The organism is Streptomyces marianii (assembly GCF_005795905.1).
Classification (GTDB): Bacteria; Actinomycetota; Actinomycetes; order Streptomycetales; family Streptomycetaceae; genus Streptomyces; species Streptomyces marianii.
In genome coordinates, this window is the sequence record NZ_VAWE01000001.1 from 3,374,178 (window position 1) to 3,395,399 (window position 21,222).

The 21,222-nt window shown below is 69.5% G+C and carries 27 protein-coding genes and 1 pseudogene; 2 read left to right on the plus strand and 26 right to left on the minus strand.

Annotated features, from left to right (window positions below; translation table 11 throughout):
- Positions 1–84: 84 nt before the first annotated feature.
- The 26 genes and pseudogenes from FEF34_RS15040 to FEF34_RS15170 all read right to left on the minus strand — a co-directional run bounded on the left by FEF34_RS15040 (position 85) and on the right by FEF34_RS15170 (position 16,039).
- Complete coding sequence (locus tag FEF34_RS15040) at positions 85–750, minus strand: adenylate kinase (RefSeq protein WP_138053656.1); 666 nt, start codon at positions 748–750, stop codon at positions 85–87.
- Positions 750–2,069: a preprotein translocase subunit SecY gene (gene secY / locus FEF34_RS15045; protein ID WP_138053657.1), complete on the minus strand. Its 1,320-nt coding sequence runs from the start codon at positions 2,067–2,069 to the stop codon at positions 750–752. Before secY ends, FEF34_RS15040 begins: the two co-directional genes overlap by 1 nt.
- A 243-nt stretch (positions 2,070–2,312) precedes the next feature.
- A complete protein-coding gene (gene rplO, locus FEF34_RS15050; RefSeq protein ID WP_017949648.1) occupies positions 2,313–2,768 on the minus strand; it encodes a 50S ribosomal protein L15 in 456 nt (151 codons plus the stop codon).
- Positions 2,769–2,770: 2 nt separating this feature from the next.
- Complete coding sequence (gene rpmD / locus FEF34_RS15055; RefSeq protein ID WP_071273185.1) at positions 2,771–2,953, minus strand: 50S ribosomal protein L30; 183 nt, start codon at positions 2,951–2,953, stop codon at positions 2,771–2,773.
- Positions 2,953–3,564, minus strand: a complete 612-nt coding sequence (gene rpsE / locus FEF34_RS15060) for a 30S ribosomal protein S5 (RefSeq protein ID WP_093656378.1) — start codon at positions 3,562–3,564, stop codon at positions 2,953–2,955. Before rpsE ends, rpmD begins: the two co-directional genes overlap by 1 nt.
- Before the next feature lie 38 nt (positions 3,565–3,602).
- Positions 3,603–3,986 (minus strand): 50S ribosomal protein L18, encoded by a 384-nt coding sequence (rplR, locus tag FEF34_RS15065; protein ID WP_138053658.1) that lies wholly within the window; start codon positions 3,984–3,986, stop codon positions 3,603–3,605.
- Between the two features lie 3 nt (positions 3,987–3,989).
- Positions 3,990–4,529, minus strand: coding sequence for a 50S ribosomal protein L6 (gene rplF / locus FEF34_RS15070; RefSeq protein ID WP_138053659.1), 540 nt, complete (start codon positions 4,527–4,529; stop codon positions 3,990–3,992).
- A gap of 22 nt (positions 4,530–4,551) precedes the next feature.
- Positions 4,552–4,950 (minus strand): 30S ribosomal protein S8, encoded by a 399-nt coding sequence (rpsH, locus tag FEF34_RS15075; protein WP_017949652.1) that lies wholly within the window; start codon positions 4,948–4,950, stop codon positions 4,552–4,554.
- A 211-nt stretch (positions 4,951–5,161) separates the two neighbouring features.
- The gene (locus FEF34_RS15085; RefSeq protein WP_003956452.1) at positions 5,162–5,347 is read right to left on the minus strand and encodes a type Z 30S ribosomal protein S14; all 186 of its coding nucleotides are present in this window, start codon (positions 5,345–5,347) and stop codon (positions 5,162–5,164) included.
- Between the two features lie 5 nt (positions 5,348–5,352).
- Entirely contained in the window at positions 5,353–5,910 is a 558-nt protein-coding gene (gene rplE, locus FEF34_RS15090) for a 50S ribosomal protein L5 (RefSeq protein ID WP_123188895.1), read from the minus strand.
- Positions 5,910–6,233: a 50S ribosomal protein L24 gene (rplX, locus tag FEF34_RS15095; RefSeq protein ID WP_017949655.1), complete on the minus strand. Its 324-nt coding sequence runs from the start codon at positions 6,231–6,233 to the stop codon at positions 5,910–5,912. Before rplX ends, rplE begins: the two co-directional genes overlap by 1 nt.
- Positions 6,234–6,235: 2 nt before the next feature.
- Complete coding sequence (rplN, locus tag FEF34_RS15100) at positions 6,236–6,604, minus strand: 50S ribosomal protein L14 (RefSeq protein WP_003956455.1); 369 nt, start codon at positions 6,602–6,604, stop codon at positions 6,236–6,238.
- A 166-nt stretch (positions 6,605–6,770) separates the two neighbouring features.
- Positions 6,771–7,055 (minus strand): 30S ribosomal protein S17, encoded by a 285-nt coding sequence (rpsQ, locus tag FEF34_RS15105; protein WP_093656384.1) that lies wholly within the window; start codon positions 7,053–7,055, stop codon positions 6,771–6,773.
- Positions 7,055–7,279, minus strand: a complete 225-nt coding sequence (gene rpmC, locus FEF34_RS15110) for a 50S ribosomal protein L29 (protein WP_030759371.1) — start codon at positions 7,277–7,279, stop codon at positions 7,055–7,057. The genes rpsQ and rpmC overlap by 1 nt, the downstream gene beginning before the upstream one ends.
- Complete coding sequence (gene rplP, locus FEF34_RS15115) at positions 7,279–7,698, minus strand: 50S ribosomal protein L16 (RefSeq protein WP_017949658.1); 420 nt, start codon at positions 7,696–7,698, stop codon at positions 7,279–7,281. Before rplP ends, rpmC begins: the two co-directional genes overlap by 1 nt.
- Before the next feature lie 5 nt (positions 7,699–7,703).
- Complete coding sequence (gene rpsC / locus FEF34_RS15120) at positions 7,704–8,558, minus strand: 30S ribosomal protein S3 (protein ID WP_138053660.1); 855 nt, start codon at positions 8,556–8,558, stop codon at positions 7,704–7,706.
- A complete protein-coding gene (rplV, locus tag FEF34_RS15125) occupies positions 8,558–8,905 on the minus strand; it encodes a 50S ribosomal protein L22 (protein WP_138057499.1) in 348 nt (115 codons plus the stop codon). Before rplV ends, rpsC begins: the two co-directional genes overlap by 1 nt.
- A 42-nt stretch (positions 8,906–8,947) precedes the next feature.
- Positions 8,948–9,229 (minus strand): 30S ribosomal protein S19, encoded by a 282-nt coding sequence (gene rpsS, locus FEF34_RS15130; RefSeq protein ID WP_003956461.1) that lies wholly within the window; start codon positions 9,227–9,229, stop codon positions 8,948–8,950.
- A 12-nt stretch (positions 9,230–9,241) separates the two neighbouring features.
- Positions 9,242–10,078 carry a 50S ribosomal protein L2 gene (gene rplB / locus FEF34_RS15135; RefSeq protein WP_017949662.1) on the minus strand — a complete coding sequence of 279 codons (837 nt, stop codon included), beginning with the start codon at positions 10,076–10,078 and terminating at the stop codon, positions 9,242–9,244.
- A 37-nt stretch (positions 10,079–10,115) separates the two neighbouring features.
- Entirely contained in the window at positions 10,116–10,430 is a 315-nt protein-coding gene (gene rplW / locus FEF34_RS15140; protein ID WP_018889347.1) for a 50S ribosomal protein L23, read from the minus strand.
- On the minus strand, positions 10,430–11,080 hold the full coding sequence (gene rplD, locus FEF34_RS15145; protein ID WP_138053661.1) for a 50S ribosomal protein L4: 651 nt from the start codon (positions 11,078–11,080) through the stop codon (positions 10,430–10,432). The genes rplW and rplD overlap by 1 nt, the downstream gene beginning before the upstream one ends.
- 8 nt (positions 11,081–11,088) lie before the next feature.
- On the minus strand, positions 11,089–11,733 hold the full coding sequence (gene rplC, locus FEF34_RS15150) for a 50S ribosomal protein L3 (RefSeq protein WP_017949665.1): 645 nt from the start codon (positions 11,731–11,733) through the stop codon (positions 11,089–11,091).
- Positions 11,734–11,746: 13 nt separating this feature from the next.
- A complete protein-coding gene (gene rpsJ, locus FEF34_RS15155; RefSeq protein ID WP_003948644.1) occupies positions 11,747–12,055 on the minus strand; it encodes a 30S ribosomal protein S10 in 309 nt (102 codons plus the stop codon).
- Positions 12,056–12,702: 647 nt separating this feature from the next.
- Complete coding sequence (locus FEF34_RS15160; protein WP_138053662.1) at positions 12,703–13,200, minus strand: allene oxide cyclase barrel-like domain-containing protein; 498 nt, start codon at positions 13,198–13,200, stop codon at positions 12,703–12,705.
- Between the two features lie 343 nt (positions 13,201–13,543).
- Positions 13,544–14,590, minus strand: a pseudogene (gene tuf / locus FEF34_RS15165) (elongation factor Tu); the annotation flags it as partial.
- A 324-nt stretch (positions 14,591–14,914) separates the two neighbouring features.
- Positions 14,915–16,039: a hypothetical protein gene (locus FEF34_RS15170; RefSeq protein WP_138053663.1), complete on the minus strand. Its 1,125-nt coding sequence runs from the start codon at positions 16,037–16,039 to the stop codon at positions 14,915–14,917.
- Positions 16,040–16,446: 407 nt separating this feature from the next.
- On the opposite strand from FEF34_RS15170, the gene FEF34_RS15175 reads away from it, so the two are divergent.
- A complete protein-coding gene (locus tag FEF34_RS15175; RefSeq protein ID WP_138053664.1) occupies positions 16,447–18,117 on the plus strand; it encodes an RNA ligase family protein in 1,671 nt (556 codons plus the stop codon).
- Positions 18,118–21,042, plus strand: coding sequence for a poly(A) polymerase (locus tag FEF34_RS42835; protein WP_234042407.1), 2,925 nt, complete (start codon positions 18,118–18,120; stop codon positions 21,040–21,042). It abuts the gene before it with no gap.
- Positions 21,043–21,222 lie beyond the last annotated feature (180 nt).

Here is a 21,222-nt window from a genome sequence, read left to right on the forward strand (position 1 = left end):
GGTAATCAACGATACGGCCGCGGCGTCCTGGGGACACCGCGGCCGTATGCGATCCGGTCGGAGGATACGCCTGGGGTACGACGTTCAGGCCTGGGCGGCCCGGTCCTTCTGCAGCGCCTCCATCGCGCGCTCGGTCACCTCGTCGACCTTGCCGAGCGCGGAGATGGTGACCAGCAGGCCCTGGGCCCGGTAGTGGTCGATGATCGGCTCGGTCTGCGTGTGGTAGACCTCGAGCCGCTTGCGCACGGTCTCCTCGGAGTCGTCGTCGCGCTGGTACAGCTCTCCGCCGCAGACGTCGCAGACGCCCTCGGTCTTCGGGGCGCTGTAGGTGATGTGGAAGACGTGCGCGCTGTCGTTCCGGCAGATGCGGCGGCCCGCGATCCGCTTGACGACCTCGTCCTCGGGCACCTCCAGGTCCAGGACGGCGTCCAGCTTCACGCCGTCCGACGCCAGCGCCGCGTCGAGGGCCTCGGCCTGCGACACGTTCCGCGGGAAGCCGTCCAGCAGGAAGCCGTTCTGGGCGTCCGCCTGGGCCATCCGGTCCCGCGCCATCCCGATGGTGACCTCGTCCGGCACCAGGTTGCCGGCGTCCATGTACGCCTTGGCCTGCTTGCCCAGGTCCGTGCCCTTGCTGATGTTGGCCCGGAAGAGGTCGCCCGTGGAGATGTGCGGGATCGACAGGTTCTTGGCGAGGAACGCGGCCTGCGTTCCCTTGCCGGCACCGGGCGGTCCGACGAGGACGATTCGCATCAGCGGAGGAACCCTTCGTAGTTGCGCTGCTGGAGCTGGCTCTCGATCTGCTTCACGGTCTCCAGACCGACACCCACGATGATGAGGATGCTGGTGCCACCGAACGGGAAGTTCTGGTTCGCACCACCGAAGCCGGCCAACGCCATCGTCGGCACGAGAGCGATCAGACCCAGATACAGCGAGCCCGGCCAGGTGATCCGGTTGAGCACGTAGCTCAGGTACTCGGCGGTAGGTCGACCAGCCCGGATACCCGGGATGAAGCCACCATACTTCTTCATGTTGTCCGCGACTTCCTCGGGGTTGAACGAGATCGCCACGTAGAAGAAGGCGAAGAACACGATCAGAAGGAAGTACGTCGCGATGTAGTACGGGTGGTCGCCCTTGACGAAGTGGGCTTCGATCCAGGTCTTCCATCCGGCGTTCGAGCTCGAGAACTGCGCGATCAGCGCCGGGATGTAGAGCAGCGACGACGCGAAGATGACGGGAATCACACCCGCCTGGTTCACCTTGAGCGGGATGTATGTGGACGTACCGCCGTACGACCTGCGGCCGATCATGCGCTTCGCGTACTGGACCGGGATGCGGCGCTGGGCCTGCTCGACGAAGACGACGAGGGCCACCATCACGAAGCCGATCAGGATGACCGTGCCGAACTCGATCCAGCCCTTGGCGAGCTTGCCGCTCTCCTTGATGGCCCACAGCGCGCCGGGGAAGCCGGCGGCGATGGAGATGAACATCAGGATGGACATGCCATTGCCGATGCCGCGGTCCGTGATGAGCTCACCGAGCCACATGACCACGGCCGTACCGGCGGTCATGGTGATCACCATGGTGGCGGTCACGAAGATCGACTGGTCGGGGACGATCTCGTTGGCCACCTGACAGCCGGAGAACAGCGCACCGCTGCGGGCCGTGGCCACCAGGCCGGTGCCCTGCAGCACGGCCAGCGCGACCGTGAGGTAACGCGTGTACTGCGTGATCTTCGCGGTGCCGGACTGACCCTCCTTCTTGAGGGCCTCCAGACGCGGGATCACCACGGTCAGCAGTTGCAGGATGATGCTCGCCGTGATGTACGGCATGATGCCGAGCGCGAAGATCGTGATCTGCAGCAGCGCGCCGCCGCTGAACATGTTGACGAGGCCGAAGAGGCTGCTGTTGTTCTTCGAGGCCTGGTCCACACAGATCTGGACGTTCTCATAGCTGACGCCGGGCACCGGGATGTGTGCGCCGAGCCGGTACAGCACGATGATGCCGAGCGTGAAGAGCAGCTTCTTGCGCAGGTCGGGCGTCTTGAACGCCCGGGCGAACGCGGTGAGCACGGTGCCTCCTGCGACCCCCGCGCAAAGCGTCAGAGGTGACGGTCTTGAGGTTCGACGAATTCGTATGAGACAAGAACCGCTCCGGGGGCCGGGTGGGCCTCCGTCACGGCGTGGGGGTCGCCCCCCGGGGATAACAGCAACAACGCACGCCACCTTACCGGCGAGTGTGCCCCCTTGGAACGACCAACCGGGGATGCCCCGTTTGAGAGCATCCCCGGTTGGTGTTCAGGCCATCGGCTCGTCTCAGACGAGCTCGGTGACGGTGCCGCCGGCGGCGGTGATCTTCTCCTTGGCGGAGCCGGAGACGGCGTCGACCGTCACCTGCAGCGCCACGGAGACCTCGCCCTGGCCGAGCACCTTGACGAGCTGGTTCTTGCGAACCGCGCCCTTGGCGACCAGGTCGGCGACCGTGACCTCGCCACCCTCGGGGTAGAGGGCGGCGAGCTTGTCCAGGTTCACGACCTGGTACTCGGTCTTGAACGGGTTCTTGAAGCCCTTCAGCTTCGGGAGGCGCATGTGGAGCGGCATCTGGCCACCCTCGAAGCGCTCCGGAACCTGGTAGCGGGCCTTCGTGCCCTTGGTACCACGACCGGCCGTCTTACCCTTCGACGCCTCACCACGACCGACACGGGTCTTGGCGGTCTTGGCGCCGGGGGCGGGACGGAGGTTGTGGATCTTCAGCGGGTTCTGCTCCGCCATGATCAGTCGACCTCCTCGACCGTCACGAGGTGGCGGACGGTGTGCACCATTCCGCGGAACTCGGGGCGGTCCTCCTTGACGACCACGTCGTTGACCCTCTTCAGGCCAAGCGAACGCAGGGTGTCACGGTGGTTCTGCTTGCTGCCGATGTACGACTTCGTCTGCGTGATCTTGAGGCGGGCCATCACGCACCCGCTCCCGCACCGGCGCGCGCACGAAGCAGAGCCGCGGGGGCGACGTCCTCGAGCGGCAGACCGCGGCGGGCCGCGATCTCCTCGGGACGCTGCAGACCCTTCAGGGCCTCCACCGTCGCGTGCACGATGTTGATCGCGTTGGACGAGCCGAGCGACTTCGACAGGATGTCGTGAACGCCGGCGCACTCGAGCACGGCACGCACCGGGCCACCGGCGATAACACCGGTACCGGGGGAAGCAGGCTTGAGCAGGACGACGCCCGCCGCCTTCTCGCCCGTGATCGGGTGCGGGATGGTGCCCTGGATACGCGGGACCTTGAAGAAGTGCTTCTTGGCCTCCTCAACGCCCTTGGCGATGGCGGCCGGCACCTCCTTGGCCTTGCCGTAACCGACACCCACGGTGCCGTCACCGTCGCCCACCACGACCAGCGCGGTGAAGCTGAAGCGACGACCACCCTTCACAACCTTGGCGACGCGGTTGATCGCGACGACGCGCTCAACGTACGCGGTCTTCTCGGCGGCAGCAGCGCCGCCGTCACGGCCCTTCCGGTCCCGCCGCTCGCCGCCACCGGCACCGCTGCCGCGGCGCTGGGGTCCAGCCATTGGATTTACCTCTCTCTTTTCCGCTAGCTACGAACGGCTCAGAACTTCAGGCCGGCTTCGCGGGCGGCGTCGGCCAGGGCGGCGATGCGCCCGGCGTACTGGTTGCCGCCACGGTCGAACACGACAGCCTCGACGCCGGCGGCCTTCGCACGCTCGGCCACGAGCTGGCCGACCTGCTTCGCCTTCGCCGACTTGTCGCCCTCGCCGCCGCGGATGGAAGCGTCCAGGGTGGACGCCGACGCCACGGTGTGGCCCTTGAGGTCGTCGATGACCTGAGCGGTGATACCGCGGTTGGACCGGGTGACGACCAGACGCGGACGGTCCGCCGTACCCGAGATCTTCTTGCGGATGCGGATGTGGCGACGCTTCAGGGAAGCGCCCTTGTAGGCCTTGCCCTTGGCAATCTTCACGCCGTATGCCATGGCTTACTTACCAGCCTTTCCGACCTTGCGGCGGATGACCTCGCCCGCGTACTTCACGCCCTTGGCCTTGTACGGGTCGGGCTTGCGCAGCTTGCGGATGTTCGCGGCGACCTCGCCGACCTTCTGCTTGTCGATGCCCTCGACCGAGAACTTGGTCGGCGACTCGACCTTGAAGGAGATGCCCTCGGGGGCCTCCACCAGGATCGGGTGGCTGTAGCCGAGCTGGAACTCCAGGTTGGAGCCCTTCGCGGCGACGCGGTAACCGACACCGCTGATCTCGAGCGCCTTCGTGTATCCCTGGGTCACACCGGTGATCATGTTGGCCACCAGCGTGCGGGACAGGCCGTGCAGGGCCTTGTTCTGACGCTCGTCGTTGGGGCGGGTGACGTTGAGAACGCCGTCCTCACCCTTCGCGATCTCGATCGGCGCGGCAACGGTGTGGGTCAGGGAGCCCTTGGGGCCCTTCACCTGGACCGTACGGCCATCGATGGTGACATCCACGCCGGCGGGAACCGAGATGGGGAGCTTGCCGATACGCGACATTGTTCTTCTCCTCCGTTCCCGACTACCAGACGTAGGCGAGGACTTCCCCGCCCACACCCTTCTTGCTGGCCTGCTTGTCGGTGAGGAGCCCGTGCGACGTGGAGATGATGGCCACGCCCAGGCCGCCGAGCACCTTCGGCAGGTTGGTGGACTTCGCGTAGACCCGGAGACCGGGCTTGGAGATCCGCTTGATGCCCGCGATGGAGCGCTCACGGTTCGGGCCGAACTTCAGCTCGAGGACGAGGTTCTTGCCGACCTCGGCGTCCTCGACCTTCCAGCCCGTGATGAAGCCCTCCTGCTGGAGGATCTCCGCGATGTGCGACTTGATCTTGCTGTGCGGCATCGTCACGGAGTCGTGGTACGCCGAGTTCGCGTTACGCAGACGGGTCAGCATGTCCGCGATCGGATCAGTCATGGTCATGAATTGGCCTTCGGCCTCTCTCGCCGGGGTTTCCTGTATGTGCCATCCCTCTCCCCGCACAGGGGCGGGACGGGTGCGGCACGGGGACCTACGGCGTAGTAAGTCGTTCAGGGCGGCGGGCGCCCAACCCCACAAGCCTACGGCATGTGAGGGAGGGCCCCGCCGACCCGTTGCTTACCGAGAGCCTCTGGTAGTCCCGCGAAAGCGGTGACTACCAGGAGCTCTTGGTCACGCCCGGCAGCTCGCCACGGTGAGCCATCTCACGAAGGCACACGCGGCACAGGCCGAACTTGCGGTACACGGAGTGCGGACGGCCGCAGCGCTGGCAGCGGGTGTACGCACGCACACCGAACTTGGGCTTACGAGCAGCCTTGGCAATCAGAGCCTTCTTCGCCATCTCGCTCACGCCTCCTTGAACGGGAAGCCGAGGTGACGGAGAAGGGCACGGCCTTCAGCGTCGTTGGTCGCCGTGGTGACCACGGTGATGTCCATACCCCGGACGCGGTCGATCTTGTCCTGGTCGATCTCGTGGAACATGACCTGCTCCGTGAGACCGAAGGTGTAGTTGCCACGGCCGTCGAACTGCTTGGGGGACAGGCCGCGGAAGTCGCGGATGCGCGGCAGCGCGAGCGACAGGGTGCGGTCCAGGAACTCCCACATGCGGTCGCCACGGAGCGTGACGTGGGCACCGATCGGCTGGCCCTCACGCAGCTTGAACTGCGCGATGGACTTACGGGCCTTGGTGACGGCCGGCTTCTGACCGGTGATCGTGGTGAGGTCGCGGATGGCGCCCTCGATCAGCTTGGAGTCGCGGGCGGCGTCGCCCACACCCATGTTGACCACGATCTTGACCAGACCGGGGACCTGCATGACGTTCTCGTACTTGAACTCGTCACGCAGCTTGCCGACGATTTCCTCGCGGTAGCGCGTCTTGAGACGCGGCGCAGTCGTGGTAGCCATCAGATGTCCTCACCGGTCCGCTTGGCAACGCGGATCTTGTTGCCCTCGTCGTCAAACCGGTAGCCGACGCGGGTGACGACCTTCTTGCCGTCCTTCTCCACGACGAGCTGCACGTTGCTGACGTGGATGGGGGCCTCGGTGGTCACGATGCCGCCGGCCTGGGAGGCACGGCCCGGCTGGTTGGCCTTGGTGTGCTTCTTGACCCGGTTGACACCCTCGACCAGGACACGCTCGTCGCGCGGGAAAGCGGCGATGACCTTGCCCTGCTTGCCCTTGTCCTTGCCGGTGATGACCTGGACCAGGTCGCCCTTCTTGATCTTCATGCTTACAGCACCTCCGGCGCGAGCGAGATGATCTTCATGAACTTCTTCTCGCGCAGCTCACGGCCCACGGGGCCGAAGATACGGGTGCCGCGAGGGTCGCCGTCGTTCTTCAGAATGACGGCGGCGTTCTCGTCGAAGCGGATGTACGAGCCGTCCTGGCGGCGGCGCTCCTTGACGGTGCGAACGATGACCGCCTTGACGACGTCACCCTTCTTCACGTTGCCACCGGGGATCGCGTCCTTGACGGTGGCGACGATGACGTCACCGATGCCCGCGTAGCGGCGACCCGAGCCACCGAGAACACGGATGCAAAGGATCTCCTTGGCACCAGTGTTGTCGGCGACGCGAAGTCGCGACTCCTGCTGGATCACGTCTATCTCCTGATCGTCTGCCGGTTCCCGGCGGGGGCTGGTCCCGAAGGGGACAGCCCCCGCCGAGCCTGGCGGAACTTAGTGCTGGGGCAGTGCCCCCGGAGGGGTTCCCCCAGCGAGGGGCATGCGGGGGAGCACTCCCCTTCCAGGGAGGGCCCCCGCAAAATTACTTGGCCTTCTCGAGGATCTCGACGACGCGCCAGCGCTTCGTCGCGGACAGCGGCCGGGTCTCCATCAGGAGGACGCGGTCGCCGACACCCGCGGCGTTCTGCTCGTCGTGCGCCTTGAGCTTGTTGGTACGGCGGATGACCTTGCCGTACAGCGCGTGCTTGACACGGTCCTCGACGGCGACGACGACGGTCTTGTCCATCTTGTCGCTGACGACCAGACCCTCACGGGTCTTGCGGAAACCGCGCTCGGTCTTGTTCTCGGTCACGTTGCTCTCGCTCATCAGGCGTTCTCCACCGTCTCGATGCCCAGCTCGCGCTCACGCATCAGGGTGTAGATCCGGGCGATGTCCTTGCGGACGGCCTTCAGCCGGCCGTGGTTCTCGAGCTGACCGGTCGCCGCCTGGAAGCGGAGGTTGAACAGCTCTTCCTTGGCCTCGCGGAGCTTGGCAACAAGCTCCTCGTTGCCCAGCTCGCGCAGCTCGGACGCCTTGGTTCCGGCCGACATCACGCCTCACCTGCCTCGCGCCGAACGATGCGGCACTTCATCGGAAGCTTGTGAGCAGCGCGGGTGAGCGCCTCACGAGCAATCTTCTCGTTCGGGTAGGACAGCTCGAACATCACCCGACCGGGCTTGACGTTCGCGACCCACCACTCCGGCGAACCCTTACCGGAACCCATGCGGGTCTCGGCAGGCTTCTTCGTCAGCGGGCGGTCCGGGTAGATGTTGATCCAGACCTTGCCGCCACGCTTGATGTGACGGGTCATCGCGATACGAGCGGCCTCGATCTGACGGTTCGTCACGTACGCCGGGGTGAGCGCCTGGATGCCGTACTCGCCGAACGCAACCTGCGTACCACCCTTGGACATACCGCTGCGCTTCGGGTGGTGCTGCTTGCGGTGCTTGACCCTACGGGGGATCAGCATTTCGGTCAGGCCTCCGTTCCGGTGCTCTCAGCAGCCGGAGCGGCAGCGGCGGGGGCGTCGGCCTTGGGAGCCTCGGCCGACTGCTGCTGGCCACCCTGGGCCGACTGCTGCTGCGGCTTGCGACCGCGACCGCCACGCTCGCCGCCACGGCCACCACGGGCCGGGCGGTCGGAGCCACCACGGGCCGGGCGGTTGCCGGCGCGGGCAGCGGCGTTCTCGGCGCGGACCTCGGCGATGTTCTTGACGTCGCCCTTGTAGATCCAGACCTTCACGCCGATGCGGCCGAAGGTGGTCTTGGCCTCGAAGAAGCCGTACTCGACGTTCGCGCGGAGCGTGTGCAGCGGCACACGGCCCTCGCGGTAGAACTCCGAGCGGGACATCTCGGCGCCGCCGAGACGGCCACCACACTGGATCTTGATGCCCTTGGCGCCCGCCTTCATGGCCGACTGCATGCTCTTGCGCATGGCGCGGCGGAAGGAGACGCGGGAGGACAGCTGCTCGGCAACGGCCTGGGCCACGAGCTGAGCGTCGACCTCGGGGTTCTTGACCTCGAGGATGTTCAGCTGGACCTGCTTGCCCGTGAGCTTCTCGAGGTCGCCGCGGATGCGGTCGGCCTCGGCGCCACGGCGGCCGATGACGATGCCGGGACGCGCGGTGTGGATGTCCACCCGCACGCGGTCACGGGTGCGCTCGATCTCGACCTTGGAGATGCCGGCGCGCTCCATGCCGGACGTCATCATCCGGCGGATGGCGACGTCTTCCTTGACGTAGTCCTTGTACAGCTTGTCGGCGTACCAGCGGGACTTGAAGTCCGTGGTGATGCCGAGCCGGAACCCGTGCGGGTTTACCTTCTGGCCCATTACCGGGTTCCTTCCTTGCTGCTGACGACCACGGTGATGTGGCTGGTCCGCTTGCGGATCCGGTAGGCACGGCCCTGGGCGCGCGGACGGAACCGCTTCAGGGTCGGGCCCTCGTCGACGTACGCCTCGCTGATGAACAGCGAGGAGGCGTCCGTGTGGTCGTAGTTGTGCGCGGCGTTGGCGATGGCACTGTCCAGCACCTTGCCTACCGGCACGCTCGCGGCCTGCGGGGCGAAACGCAGGACCGCCTGAGCCTCCGTGGCGGCCATGCCACGGATGAGGTCCACCACGCGGCGGGCCTTCATGGGCGTGACGCGGATGTACCGCGCCTGGGCCCTGGCTTCCATGGTTGTCCCTTCGGTGTAAGTCATAGTCGTTCCACCCCGCGATTAGCGGCGCTTCGACTTCCGGTCGTCCTTGACGTGGCCGCGGAAGGTGCGAGTCGGCGAGAACTCGCCGAGCTTGTGGCCGACCATGGACTCGGTGACGAACACCGGGACATGGGTCTTGCCGTTGTGCACCGCGATCGTGTGGCCCAGCATGGCCGGGACGATCATCGAGCGACGGGACCAGGTCTTGATGACGTTCTTGGTGCCTGCTTCGTTCTGGACGTCCACCTTCTTGATCAGGTGGTCGTCGACGAAGGGCCCCTTCTTGAGACTGCGCGGCATCTAAACCCGCTCCTAGCGCTTCTTGTTCGTCTTGCGGCGGCGGACGATGTACTTGTTGCTCGCCTTCTTGGGAGAACGAGTACGACCCTCCTTCTGACCCCAGGGGGAGACCGGGTGGCGACCACCGGAGGTCTTGCCCTCACCACCACCGTGCGGGTGGTCGACCGGGTTCATGGCGACACCGCGGACGGTCGGGCGAACGCCCTTCCAGCGCATACGGCCGGCCTTGCCCCAGTTGATGTTCGACTGCTCGGCGTTGCCGACCTCGCCGACGGTGGCGCGGCAGCGGACGTCGACCAGGCGGATCTCACCGGACGGCATGCGCAGGTGGGCCATGGAGCCCTCCTTCGCCAGCAGCTGCACGGAGGCACCCGCGGAGCGGGCGAACTTCGCGCCGCCGCCGGGCCGCAGCTCGATGGCGTGCAGGGTCGTACCGACCGGGATGTTGCGCAGCGCCAGGTTGTTGCCGGGCTTGATGTCGGCACCGGGGCCGTTCTCGATCCGGTCACCCTGCGACAGACCGCGCGGGGCGAGGATGTAGCGCTTCTCGCCGTCCGCGTAGTGCAGCAGCGCGATGCGCGCGGTGCGGTTGGGGTCGTACTCGATGTGCGCGACCTTGGCCGGCACGCCGTCCTTGTCGTGACGACGGAAGTCGATCACGCGGTAGGCGCGCTTGTGGCCACCACCCTGGTGGCGAACGGTCACACGACCGGCGTTGTTACGGCCGCCCTTGCTGTGCAGGGGGCGGACCAGCGACTTCTCCGGCGTGGACCGCGTGATCTCGACGAAGTCGGCGACGCTGGAGCCACGACGGCCCGGAGTCGTCGGCTTGTACTTGCGGATACCCATTTCTCAGTCCTCGTCCGATATCGGACCAAGGTCTCCGTTAGGAGGCCTGGCCGAAGATGTCGATACGGTCGCCCTCGGCGAGGGTCACGATGGCGCGCTTGGTGTTGGCGCGCTTGCCGAAACCGGTGCGGGTGCGCTTGCGCTTGCCCTGCCGGTTGATCGTGTTCACCCCGGTGACCTTGACCGAGAAGACCGCCTCGACGGCCTGCTTGATCTGGGTCTTGTTGGCGTTGGGCGCGACGATGAACGTGTACTTGTTCTCGTCCAGCAGCGCGTAGCTCTTCTCCGAGACAACCGGCTTGACGAGAACGTCACGCGGGTCGGTGAAGGTCTTGCTGGTGATCTCGGCCATCAGGCCTCGCTCCCCTCATTGTCGTTGGCCTTGGGGCCGGACACGAAGGACTCGAAGGCGGCCTGGGTGAAGACCACGTCGTCGGAGACGAGCACGTCGTACGTGTTCAGCTGGCCCGGCTCCAGGATGTGCACCTGGGGCAGGTTGCGGGCGGACAGCCACGCGGCCTCGTCGGTGCGCTCGGCGACCAGGAGCAGGTTCTTGCGCTCCGAGATCTTGCCGAGCAGCGTCTTGGCGGCCTTGGTGGAGACCTCGCCCTCGACCACGCCGGAGACGACGTGGATGCGGGAGTTGCGGGCCCGGTCGGTGAGGGCACCGCGCAGGGCGGCGGCCTTCATCTTCTTCGGGGTCCGCTGCGAGTAGTCGCGCGGCACGGGGCCGTGCACGACGCCACCGCCGGCGAACTGCGGCGCACGGGTCGAGCCCTGACGCGCGCGGCCGGTGCCCTTCTGGCGGTAGGGCTTCCTGCCACCGCCACGGACCTCGCCGCGGGTCTTGGTCTTGTGCGTGCCCTGGCGGGCAGCGGCCAGCTGCGCGACGACGACCTGGTGGATCAGCGGAATGCTGACCTTGGCGTCGAAGATCTCCCCGGGGAGCTCGACGCTACCGGCCTTGTCGCCAGCGGGCGAAAGGATGTCAATGGTGCTCATCGGTTACCTCAGGCCCCCTTGGCCGCGGTACGGACCAGGACGAGGCCGCCGTTCGGACCGGGAACCGCGCCCTTGATGAGCAGCAGACCCTTCTCCGCGTCAACGGCGTGGACGGTCAGGTTCTGGGTGGTGACCCGCTCGTTGCCCATGCGGCCCGCCATACGGAGGCCCTTGAACACACGGCCCGGGGTGGCGCAGCCACCGATGGAACCGGGGGAGCGGTGCTTGCGCTGGGTGCCGTGTCCGGCGCCCAGGCCACGGAAGTTGTGGCGCTTCATGACACCGGCGAAGCCCTTGCCCTTGCTCTTGCCGGTGACGTCGACCTTCACGCCCGCCTCGAAGACCTCGGCGGTGATCTCCTGGCCGAGGGTGTACTCGCCGGCGTCGGCGGTACGGATCTCGACGAGGTGACGACGGGGGGTGACGTCGGCCTTGGCGAAGTGGCCCTTGAGGGGCTTGTTCACCTTGCGCGGGTCGATCTCGCCGAAGGCGATCTGGACCGACTCGTAGCCGTCGGTGTCGTTCGTACGGATCTGGGTGACGACATTGGGGCCGGCCTTGACGACGGTGACCGGGACGACACGGTTGTTCTCGTCCCAGACCTGAGTCATGCCGAGCTTCTCGCCCAGGATGCCCTTGATCTGCTTAGCCATCTCGCGCGTCACCTCAGAGCTTGATCTCGATGTCGACGCCGGCCGGCAGGTCGAGACGCATGAGCGAGTCGACCGTCTTCGGCGTGGGGTCGAGGATGTCGATGAGGCGCTTGTGCGTGCGCATCTCGAAGTGCTCGCGCGAGTCCTTGTACTTGTGCGGCGACTTGATGACGCAGTACACGTTCTTCTCAGTGGGCAGCGGCACCGGGCCCGCGACCGACGCACCAGTACGGGTCACCGTCTCGACGATCTTCTTCGCCGAGGAGTCGATGACCTCGTGGTCGTAGGCCTTGAGCCGGATGCGGATCTTCTGTCCCGCCATGGCTACTTCGTAGTCCTGTCTCTCGTAACGCTCCGGAACCCGGTGTTCCCAGCCCTCTCCTCCGACCCACGCGGTCGGGCGTGTCGCGCTCCCGCTACGCAGATGTCCGATGCCGGATTTCCCTGCTGGAGGGGATTGCGATCCGCAGAAGAGACCGCTGGACGTGGGCGAGGGCCCACCGGGTGCCTGGCCGGCGCCCCGCTGACACTTCCCGGAAGATTCCCGTACGTCCGCCCCAGCGCTGCCGGGAGGCAGTTAGGGCGACGAGTACTGTGGGACTCGCTTCCGGTCCTCCCGGCGGGAGGCGCGCAGCATCGGCACTCAACCGAGCAACCCGGACAGTCTGCCATACGGGCCGCGACGGACGCCAATCGAGCCGAAGAGGTTACCCCGGTCGCGAAGAAGGTCAAACCGCGGCACGCGGAGCATTCTGCTGCCGGGCTGTCGCCCACCAACGGCGCAACAGGGGACGAGCCGCCCCGCAGCGCGAGGGCGTCCCTCCGGCGGTGCCGGATTCACCTGGTCCGGAGCTCCCTGCAGCAGGCGGGGAGTTCCGGAACGCAGGAGAGATGGTCGAAACGGCGGCAGCTGGCATGACGACGCTCATCGCCCGCTGTCCAGCCCGGGCCTCGCCGGATCGTTCCCGACTACTTCACGTTCCGCAGGTGGAAAACCACGCGGTAGGACGAGACGTCCAACCGGCTGAAATCGGCGTAGCCCGTCACATGGGCGTAGTGGCCCGTGCCGCCGGTAACCGCTTCCGTGAATTCGTCCGGCTGCCGATTGCCCCGGTCCGTCTTGATCCCCTGCACGGTGATCTGCCCACGCGGCGTGTCGAAGGTCTCGATGCACTGCGAGACGACGTCCGGCGCTTCGACGGCCATGATCAGGCACTGCACCCCGTGGGTCCCGAACGGCTTCCCCGTGTCGTAGAGGTAGTTCACGCCCGTGAACCCGAACTGTGTGCCGGCCACAGCGGCCGGGGGTACGCCGAACGCCCCGGTCGTCTGGCTCACGATGTCCAGAACCTTTCCGCCGCCGGGGGTGGCTTCCTCGGTAGCCATGGCGGTGGCAGGCGTCAGCATCGCGGCGGACAGCGCCAGCGCGCCCACTGCGAGCGCGCCCTTGGGCCTCAAGAGGTTCATGTGTGTCCTTCCAGTGGAGAGAGACCTGACGTCGCCCAACCTGCGACGTGTGCGCGGGTGGCGCCAGCGCAGATACCTGTCCCCTGGTCCGCCCGGGTCTGCAATGCCGCGCAATGGCGTAGTCGAGCGTGGAGTCCGTAGAGGCGCCGCCGACCACCCTGATCCGCACGCGGGCCGTCCCGTCATGCCCGCTCCAGACCCCTCACCGTCCCTCTCCCCCGGAGCTTCCTCCCCTGATAGCGCCTATGCCGGGCGCACCACGCCAAGAGGCCCCGCACCTCCACGGTGCGGGGCCTCTCGCTTGCAGCTCGCTTCGGAGCTACCAGGTCAGGCCGTCGAGAACTTACTTGACGATCTTGGTGACCTGGCCGGCGCCGACGGTCCGGCCACCCTCGCGGATGGCGAACTTCAGGCCCTCCTCCATGGCGACCGGCTGGATCAGCTGGACGGACATGGTGGTGTTGTCGCCCGGCATGACCATCTCGGTGCCCTCGGGGAGGGTCACGACGCCGGTCACGTCCGTGGTACGGAAGTAGAACTGCGGGCGGTAGTTGTTGAAGAACGGGGTGTGACGACCACCCTCGTCCTTCGACAGGATGTAGGCCTGGGCCTCGAACTCGGTGTGCGGGGTGACCGAACCGGGCTTGATGATGACCTGGCCGCGCTCGACGTCCTCGCGCTTGATGCCGCGGAGGAGCAGACCGACGTTCTCTCCGGCCTGGCCCTCGTCGAGCAGCTTGCGGAACATCTCGATGCCGGTGACCGTGGTGGTCGTCTTCTCGGTCTTGATACCGACGATGTCGACGGTCTCGTTGACCTTGAGGACACCACGCTCGATACGGCCGGTGACGACGGTGCCACGACCGGTGATCGTGAAGACGTCCTCGATCGGCATCAGGAACGGCTTGTCGATGTCACGCTCGGGCTGCGGGATCGCCTCGTCGACGGCGGCCATCAGGTTCAGGACCGACTGGCCCCACTCCTTGTCGCCCTCGAGAGCCTTGAGCGCCGAGACCTTGACGACCGGAACGTCGTCGCCCGGGAACTCGTACTCGGAGAGGAGCTCACGCACCTCGAGCTCGACGAGCTCCAGGATCTCCTCGTCGTCCACCATGTCGGCCTTGTTCAGGGCGACGACGATGTACGGAACGCCGACCTGGCGGGCCAGGAGCACGTGCTCCTTGGTCTGCGGCATCGGGCCGTCGGTGGCGGCGACCACGAGGATGGCGCCGTCCATCTGGGCGGCACCCGTGATCATGTTCTTGATGTAGTCCGCGTGACCGGGGCAGTCGACGTGGGCGTAGTGACGCGACTCGGTCTGGTACTCGACGTGCGCGATGGAGATGGTGATACCGCGCTGGCGCTCCTCAGGAGCCTTGGGGTCGACCTGTCAAACCGCGCCACGCACGGGTGCGGCAGCGCCCTGCGGCCGGGCACCCGGGTGACCCGGGAACCCGCCCTCCCACCCGAACGGACGATCGAAGCCAACGTACCGCCGCCGGAGCCTTGTTGACGTCCCACCCTGCCCGCACCCACCGGGCGTGGCACCGTGCGCCCGGCCGCTTCCCGGTACGCGGCGACCCTCGCCCCGAAGGGGTGGGCTCTTCCGCGGGGCCACGGACCCGCTCGCGCGCGAGGCCCCCCGCCTTCCGTCGACGTCCACACCGGCGGGCGCGCCGCGCCCGCCGGGCGGCGGGTGCGGCGCGGCAACCCGTCAGGTACGCGTCACCGTTCCGCACTCCTGCGGCAGGGCGTCGAGGTCCTTGCTGCGGTCGTACGGATCCACGGCCGGGCCGGACCCTTCGGGGCCGGGGACCTGGTCCGCCCGGAACTGCGGGTGGAAATACCCGTCGCCGTCCCGGGCGCAGTCGGTGTTCCCGGTGGTCGACTTCCACGCCACCACGACCAGCCTGCCCGGCGTCGTCACCGTCCCCGCCGGGTCGTACAGGGCGACCGTCAGCTCCCTGCGGACGATCGTGCGCGCCACTTCGTCCGCGCCCGCCTCCGCCTCCACCAGGGGGTACACGAAGGTGTAGTCGGCCTTGACCTCGACGGAGCCGTCTCGGTCGCCCTTGGCGAAGGTCAGCCGCCCGCGGGTCCTGACCGCGTCACCCACCACCCGCACCTCGGCCGGGTCGAAGCGGCTGAGCAGCCACAGGGGGTCCTGGTCCTCGCGGGGCTCGCGCAGCCCCTTCTCCATCAGACCGTGGCCGTCCTTCTGGAGCGGGTCCAGCAGCCGGAGGGCCTTCACCGGGTGCTCACCCCTGAGGGTCGCGGGATCGAGGTTCGACGCGACCAGCAGCTCCTTCGTGCTGCGCAGCGCATGCGCGACCTGGTCCCTGCTCATCCCGCCGACCGCCCTGGCCTCGGGCACCTCGATCCCCGCCGCCCCGTCCGCCCAGTCCACCGCCGGCGACCCCCGGAACGGCTCCTTCAGGGTCGGCGTGTCCGGAAAGAGCTCCCCGGAGGGCGCCGCCGTGGGACGCGCGGTCTCCGCGGCGAGCGGCGCGCCGTCCGTGCCGGAACCGCCCCCGGCGCCCGGAAGCCGGTCGACGACCAGCTCCGGCCGGACGGCGACGACGGCGAGCGCCAGGACGGCCACCCCGATGATGACGGGCGCGAGCCGCCGGCGCCTCCGCGGCCGCTCGTTCCACCGGTGCGCCCGCCCGGCAGTGCTCTCCCCCGCCCTCAGCCGCCGGGTCACCATGCGTGCTCGCGCCGACGGCTCCACTGGCGCGTCACGCCCGCCCTCCCCTGCCGTGCGAAGGAACTCGGCCCACTCCTCGTCCGAAACCGACGGCTCGTCACCGGGCCGGTTCTCCGGCCTACTCGTTCCCACTGGTCCCCACCCCTGGTCCGGGCACACCGTGCCCATGTCGTGGACATTCCACGACCAGGCGGAGGATACAAGCAGCGGCGGACCGGCCTCCTTCTCCCTCACGCTCCCTCACGCCTGCGATCCTCTGCGCCTCGCCCGCCGGCCGCTCGATGTGGGGCACGGCCCGCACCAGCGGGAATCCGGAGCACGAGGGGCAGATCGCCCGCACGGGCAAGGCGCCGGCTGACCGGGGAAGGCCCCGGCCGCAGGACGAGGCGGGGCCGCCGCCGCACCCCGGGCCCCGCCCACCGGTTCCCCGCCGCTCAACCGGGCGTCCACCCCGGGGTATTTGGGTCGAGCACCGTCGTACCCCCGCCTACAGTGGCGTCGCACCGCATGACGGGGACGGGGACGGGGGGACGGACACCATGGGCCGGCATCCGGCGCGTACGCACTATCCGCGCACGCCGCACCTGCCGTGGTCGCCCGGCGCGTCGAGCGACGACGTACGGATCGGGGACCTCGCCGCGCTGTACGGCAGGGAGGTCGTCGTCACCGAGAAGCTCGACGGTGAGAACACCACGCTGTACGGCGACGGGCTGCACGCACGGTCCCCCGACTCCGCGCACCATCCGTCGCGGGCCTGGGTGAAAGCGCTCCAGGGCCGCATCGGCGACCGGATCCCGGCGGGGTGGCGGGTGTGCGGGGAGAACATGTACGCCCGGCACTCACTCGCCTACGACGACCTGGAGAGCTGGTTCTACGGTTTCTCCGTCTGGGACGGCGACGGCCGCTGCCTGGACTGGGACAGCGGCGCGGCCTTCCTGCGCGGACTCGGGATCCCCGTACCGCGCGTGCTGTGGCGCGGGGTCTTCGACGAGCGGGTCCTGCGGCGGCTGAAGGTCGACACCGAGCGCCACGAGGGGTACGTCGTCCGCACGGCCGGGGGCTTCGCCGCCGACGAGTTCCGGCACCGGGTCGCCAAATGGGTCCGGCCGGGGCACGTCCGCACCTCCACCCACTGGATGCACACCGCCGTCGTGGCGAACGGGCTGGCACCGGCCGCCGCGCTGTGGGCGGTGCGGTCGGGGGCGGCACCGGACCCGGCCGCCCTGCTCGAGGCGGTCGGACTGCCGGACGGCGACGCCCGGGCCGCCTGCGACGTCGCCGCGCGCCTCGGCGGCACCGGGGACGAACGGCTCGCCGGCGTGCTCGCCGGGCTGCTGCACACGCGGCACCGCGGGACGCTCGCCGGCCGGCTGGCCCGGCCGCTCGGTCTTCCGCTCGCCCGGCGCGTCGCCGATCTCGTCGGTCTGCACACCGGACTGCACCGCCCCTACCCCGACGAGCAGCGCCGGACCGGGCTGCTGCGGATGTCGTACGCCGTCGGCCTGGACGCGCTGCACGCCGTCGCCGCCGCGGCCGCCCCGGACGCGGCGGCCCGTGAGCAGGTCGAGTGGTCCGCCCTGCACGCCGAGGAGGCGCGTCCGATCGGTCCGCTGCGGGAGGCGTTCGCCGGACTGGACCCGGAGGCCGCGGCGCGCTGCCTGGGCGAGGCCCGGGAGGCGTACGCGCTGGGCCGCGTCGGAACCGTCGAGGAGGCGGTCGCGGCCACCTGGCGCCGGCGCTCCGGGGACTTCCCGCGACTGATCCACCTGGTCGGCCCGTCCGGCAGTGGCAAGAGCACCTTCGCACGGGCGCTGAGAGGCGTCGACGCGTACGTCTCGCTCGACGCCCTGCGCGAGGCCCGCGGCGCCCGCGCGGACCAGAGCGCCAACGGCGAGGTCCTCCGCCGGGGCCTCGACCGGCTCGGCACCGCGCTCGCGGAAGGTGCGACGGTGGTATGGGACGCCACATCCCTCAACCCGCACCAGCGGTCCCTGGTCCACACGGTCGCCCGCCGCCGCGACGCCCTCGTCACCCACGCGGTGGCGCTCGTCGACGAGGACGAACTGGTCCGGCGCAACGAACGGCGGCCCCACCCGGTCCCGGCGGAGGTGCTCACCGCGCAGCTGCGCCGGTACGTGCCCCCGTACCCCGGCCAGGCGCACCGCACCTGGTACATCGGCGCGGGCGGCACGATCGAGGAGGAGGCGTAGGTGCGTACCAGCGAGGAGATCTACCACCGGGTCCGCTGGGACCCGCGCTTCGACCCGGCCCGTTTCGTGATGGGCATCCACCAGCGCGCCGCCGCGCCGAAGCGGCTACGGCTGGACGACTTCGACCCCTCCGGGGAGATCCCCTGGCACCGGGTGCTGTTCTTCGAGGCGGACGGCGAGGTGGTGTGGGACCGGTCCGCGGGCGTGGACCGGATCGACGCGACCGGCGCCGGACGGGTCCGGGACCCCCGCAGGCTGCGCGCCCCGTTCTTCGCCGCCCGGACACCCTACGCGTGGGACCCGGCGCACGGCTGGGCGCCGTACGTGTGGGGCGACCAGCCCGGGACCACCGCCGAGGCGCGGCGGCCCGCACCGGCCACCGCGGGCCTGCGTGTACTGACCTGGAACACGCTGTGGGACCGGTACGACCGCGACCGCATCGACACCGCCCGGCGCAGACCGCTCCTGCTGGCCGCCCTGCGCGGTGCCGACGCCGACGTCATCGCGCTCCAGGAGGTCGAGGCGGAACTGCTCGCGATGCTGCTCGCCGCCCCCTGGGTACGGGAGTCGTACACGCTGGGCACCGACCCGGGCGGAAGGGACGTCGGAGAGTGCGGCCTGCTGCTGCTCAGCCGACTGCCCGTGCGTGAGGCGGCCCTCCACCCCCTCGGCCCGCACAAGGCCGTCGCCGCGGTGGTGGTGGAGACCGCCGGGGGCCCGGCCACCGTCGCCGTGACTCATCTGAGCAGCGACCACTCGGAGGACGGGCCGGCCCGTCGGGACGCCGAGCTGGGCCGGCTGGCCGAGGCCCTCGCGGGCGTCGAGGGCGAGGTACTGCTGCTGGGGGACTTCAACGACGGCGGGGACCTGCCCGCGACGGCGCTCGGGCTGCGCGACGCCTGGACCGAGGCGCACGGACCGGCCGACAGCACACCGACCTTCGACCCCGGCGTCAATCCGCTGGCCGCGGTCTCGTCGAGGAGCGGCCGGGCCGCCCGGCTCGACCGGGTGCTGGTCGGATCGGAGGGGCTGCGGGTGGACGCGGCGGCACTCCTCGGCGACACCCCCGCACCCGGGGGGCTGTACATGTCCGACCACTACGGCGTCGTGGCCGACCTCAGCCCCGGGGAACCGGTGCCGGGCGCCCGGAGGACGGAGGGAGCGGGCAGCACCCCGGCGTCGGGGTCCGGCAGCGGGGTGGCTCCCGACGCGTCGCGGACGACGGACGCGGACGGGGGCTCCCTGGCGAGCGCCGGCGCGGACCTCGGCACCGGCGCGGACGGGCCGGCCGGGGTGCTCGCCGTCCGGCCCACGCCCCGGACGGCCGTCGCCTGGCTCCCGCCGGACGAACTGTGGCCCCCGATCCAGCACATCCGCCGTGAGCACGACCGGCAGATCCGGCGCTGGCCGCCGCACGTCAACGTGCTCTTCGGCTTCGTACCGGAGTGCGACTTCGAGCGGGCGGCGCCGCTGCTGTCCGCCGCGGTCTCGGACACGCCGCCGTTCACGGCGCGCCTGGAAGGGGTGCGCAGCTTCCGGCACCGGGAGGACTCCACCCTCTGGCTCGACCCTGCGGCGGACGGAGCGGAGCCGTGGGACCGGCTGTACGAGGCGCTGGCCGAGCGCTTCCCCCGCTGCACGGGCCGCACCGACGGCTTCACCCCGCGCCTCTCCCTCGGCCGGACACACCGTGCGCACGAACTCGCCGCCCACTGCGAGGCACTGCTCGGCAGCCTGACGGCGCGCGTCGGCGACGTCGTCCTGCTGTCGCGGCGCGGTGACGAGCCCATGCGGGTACGGGCGAGGGTCGCCCTCGGCACCGGCGAGGTGCACTGGGAGCCCGAGGAGAGCGACGCGACCGCGCCGACCGCCGAGGACCGGGACCGCGCGGCGCACGCCCGACACACCGCGCAGCGCATCGCCGGGGCGCTGTCCGACGGCGTCGTACATCTCGCCGGCTCGCGGCGCATGGGCTGTGCGCTGACCGGCGCGGACCTCGACCTGGTCGCCGCCCTGCCGGGGACTACCGGACCGGACGAGGTACGGACCCGGCTCACCGAGGCCCTGCCGGAGGCGGAGGACGTGCGGGAAGTGGTGGGGGCGCGGGTACCGGGCCTGCGGCTGCGGGTCGGCGGGCTGGCGGTCGACCTCGTCCTGGTGTCCACCGGACCGATGGACCCGGACGAGGCCGTCGCTCGCAGGGCCGAGCTGGGCGAGGCCGCCGCCGTCGCACTCAGCGCCGTCAGCGACGCCGATGCCGTACTGGACCTGGCGGGCCCGCACCGGCAGGCGTTCCGGCGGCTGGCCCGGGAGGTCAAGGCGTGGGCGAGGGCACACGGGCTGGACTCGGCCCCGCACGGCGGGCTGCCCGGGCTGGCGTGGGCGCTGCTGGCCGCACGTACCGTGCGCGAGGCCGGGGATCTTCCCGCCGCCGAACTGCTGCGCAGGTTCTTCGCCACCTGGGCGGTGGCCGACTGGAGCGAGCCCGCGGTGCTGACCCCGACCGAGCCGGTCCGTTCCTGCACCGCGCAGGCCGGCCCCGGCTTCCGTGAGCTGCTGGCCCAGGAGCTGTTCCGGGCCTGGGAGCTGCTGGAGGCAGGCGACCCGGTCGGGACCCTGCTCGCCCCTCCCCCGCTGCACCGCAGGCATGCGGCGTGGGCGGTGCTGACCGCCGGGGCCGGCGCGGACGAGGGGCAGGTGCGCGGCCGGATGCGGGCCGTGCTGTCCGACCTCGAGGAAGTGGCTCCGGCCGCCCACGCGTGGCCACGCCCGTTCGCGTTCGGCCCAACTCGGTGGGCGATCGGTCTCGGCCAGTCGCCGCCGGGCCCGGGCGTCGTCGACCGCGTCGCCCGGGAACGGTTGCGGAGTCTGGCCGAGGTGACGTTGGCGTACGCGGACGGCGGCGAGGTCCCGACCCTGCCCTGAACCCGGCCCGGCACGGAAACCGGGGAGGCACAGGGTCCCCGACGGAGAACGGGGTGGCACGCGGCCGATGCCGGGTGCCACCCCGCAGGAGTCATGGGGACGAGCGCGCCCACGGCGGGCATGGGAGAGGATACGGTTGCGTGCACGACAAGCTCGTGATCATCGGGCTCCGGACACCAC

Excerpts from the sequence above, each read along its gene's own strand:
- rplF (WP_138053659.1), bottom strand. The coding sequence starts at position 4,529 with ATGTCGCGTATCGGCAAGCTCCCCATCTCGGTTCCCGCCGGCGTGGAT.
- rplX (WP_017949655.1), bottom strand. The coding sequence starts at position 6,233 with ATGAAGATCAAGAAGGGCGACCTGGTCCAGGTCATCACCGGCAAGGAC.
- FEF34_RS15040 (WP_138053656.1), bottom strand. The coding sequence starts at position 750 with ATGCGAATCGTCCTCGTCGGACCGCCCGGTGCCGGCAAGGGAACGCAG.
- rpsS (WP_003956461.1), bottom strand. The coding sequence starts at position 9,229 with ATGCCGCGCAGTCTCAAGAAGGGGCCCTTCGTCGACGACCACCTGATC.
- rpsE (WP_093656378.1), bottom strand. The coding sequence starts at position 3,564 with ATGGCTGGACCCCAGCGCCGCGGCAGCGGTGCCGGTGGCGGCGAGCGG.
- rpmD (WP_071273185.1), bottom strand. The coding sequence starts at position 2,953 with ATGGCCCGCCTCAAGATCACGCAGACGAAGTCGTACATCGGCAGCAAG.
- FEF34_RS15085 (WP_003956452.1), bottom strand. The coding sequence starts at position 5,347 with ATGGCGAAGAAGGCTCTGATTGCCAAGGCTGCTCGTAAGCCCAAGTTC.
- rplR (WP_138053658.1), bottom strand. The coding sequence starts at position 3,986 with ATGGCATACGGCGTGAAGATTGCCAAGGGCAAGGCCTACAAGGGCGCT.
- rpsH (WP_017949652.1), bottom strand. The coding sequence starts at position 4,950 with ATGACCATGACTGATCCGATCGCGGACATGCTGACCCGTCTGCGTAAC.
- rplE (WP_123188895.1), bottom strand. The coding sequence starts at position 5,910 with ATGGCTACCACGACTGCGCCGCGTCTCAAGACGCGCTACCGCGAGGAA.
- FEF34_RS15160 (WP_138053662.1), bottom strand. The coding sequence starts at position 13,200 with ATGAACCTCTTGAGGCCCAAGGGCGCGCTCGCAGTGGGCGCGCTGGCG.
- rplD (WP_138053661.1), bottom strand. The coding sequence starts at position 11,080 with ATGAGCACCATTGACATCCTTTCGCCCGCTGGCGACAAGGCCGGTAGC.
- rplB (WP_017949662.1), bottom strand. The coding sequence starts at position 10,078 with ATGGGTATCCGCAAGTACAAGCCGACGACTCCGGGCCGTCGTGGCTCC.
- rpsC (WP_138053660.1), bottom strand. The coding sequence starts at position 8,558 with ATGGGCCAGAAGGTAAACCCGCACGGGTTCCGGCTCGGCATCACCACG.
- FEF34_RS15175 (WP_138053664.1), top strand. The coding sequence starts at position 16,447 with ATGGGCCGGCATCCGGCGCGTACGCACTATCCGCGCACGCCGCACCTG.
- rplV (WP_138057499.1), bottom strand. The coding sequence starts at position 8,905 with ATGGAAGCCAGGGCCCAGGCGCGGTACATCCGCGTCACGCCCATGAAG.
- rplC (WP_017949665.1), bottom strand. The coding sequence starts at position 11,733 with ATGGCTAAGCAGATCAAGGGCATCCTGGGCGAGAAGCTCGGCATGACT.
- rpsQ (WP_093656384.1), bottom strand. The coding sequence starts at position 7,055 with ATGAGCGAGAGCAACGTGACCGAGAACAAGACCGAGCGCGGTTTCCGC.
- rplP (WP_017949658.1), bottom strand. The coding sequence starts at position 7,698 with ATGCTGATCCCCCGTAGGGTCAAGCACCGCAAGCAGCACCACCCGAAG.
- rpmC (WP_030759371.1), bottom strand. The coding sequence starts at position 7,279 with ATGTCGGCCGGAACCAAGGCGTCCGAGCTGCGCGAGCTGGGCAACGAG.
- rplO (WP_017949648.1), bottom strand. The coding sequence starts at position 2,768 with ATGGCGGAGCAGAACCCGCTGAAGATCCACAACCTCCGTCCCGCCCCC.
- rpsJ (WP_003948644.1), bottom strand. The coding sequence starts at position 12,055 with ATGGCGGGACAGAAGATCCGCATCCGGCTCAAGGCCTACGACCACGAG.
- rplW (WP_018889347.1), bottom strand. The coding sequence starts at position 10,430 with ATGGCCGAGATCACCAGCAAGACCTTCACCGACCCGCGTGACGTTCTC.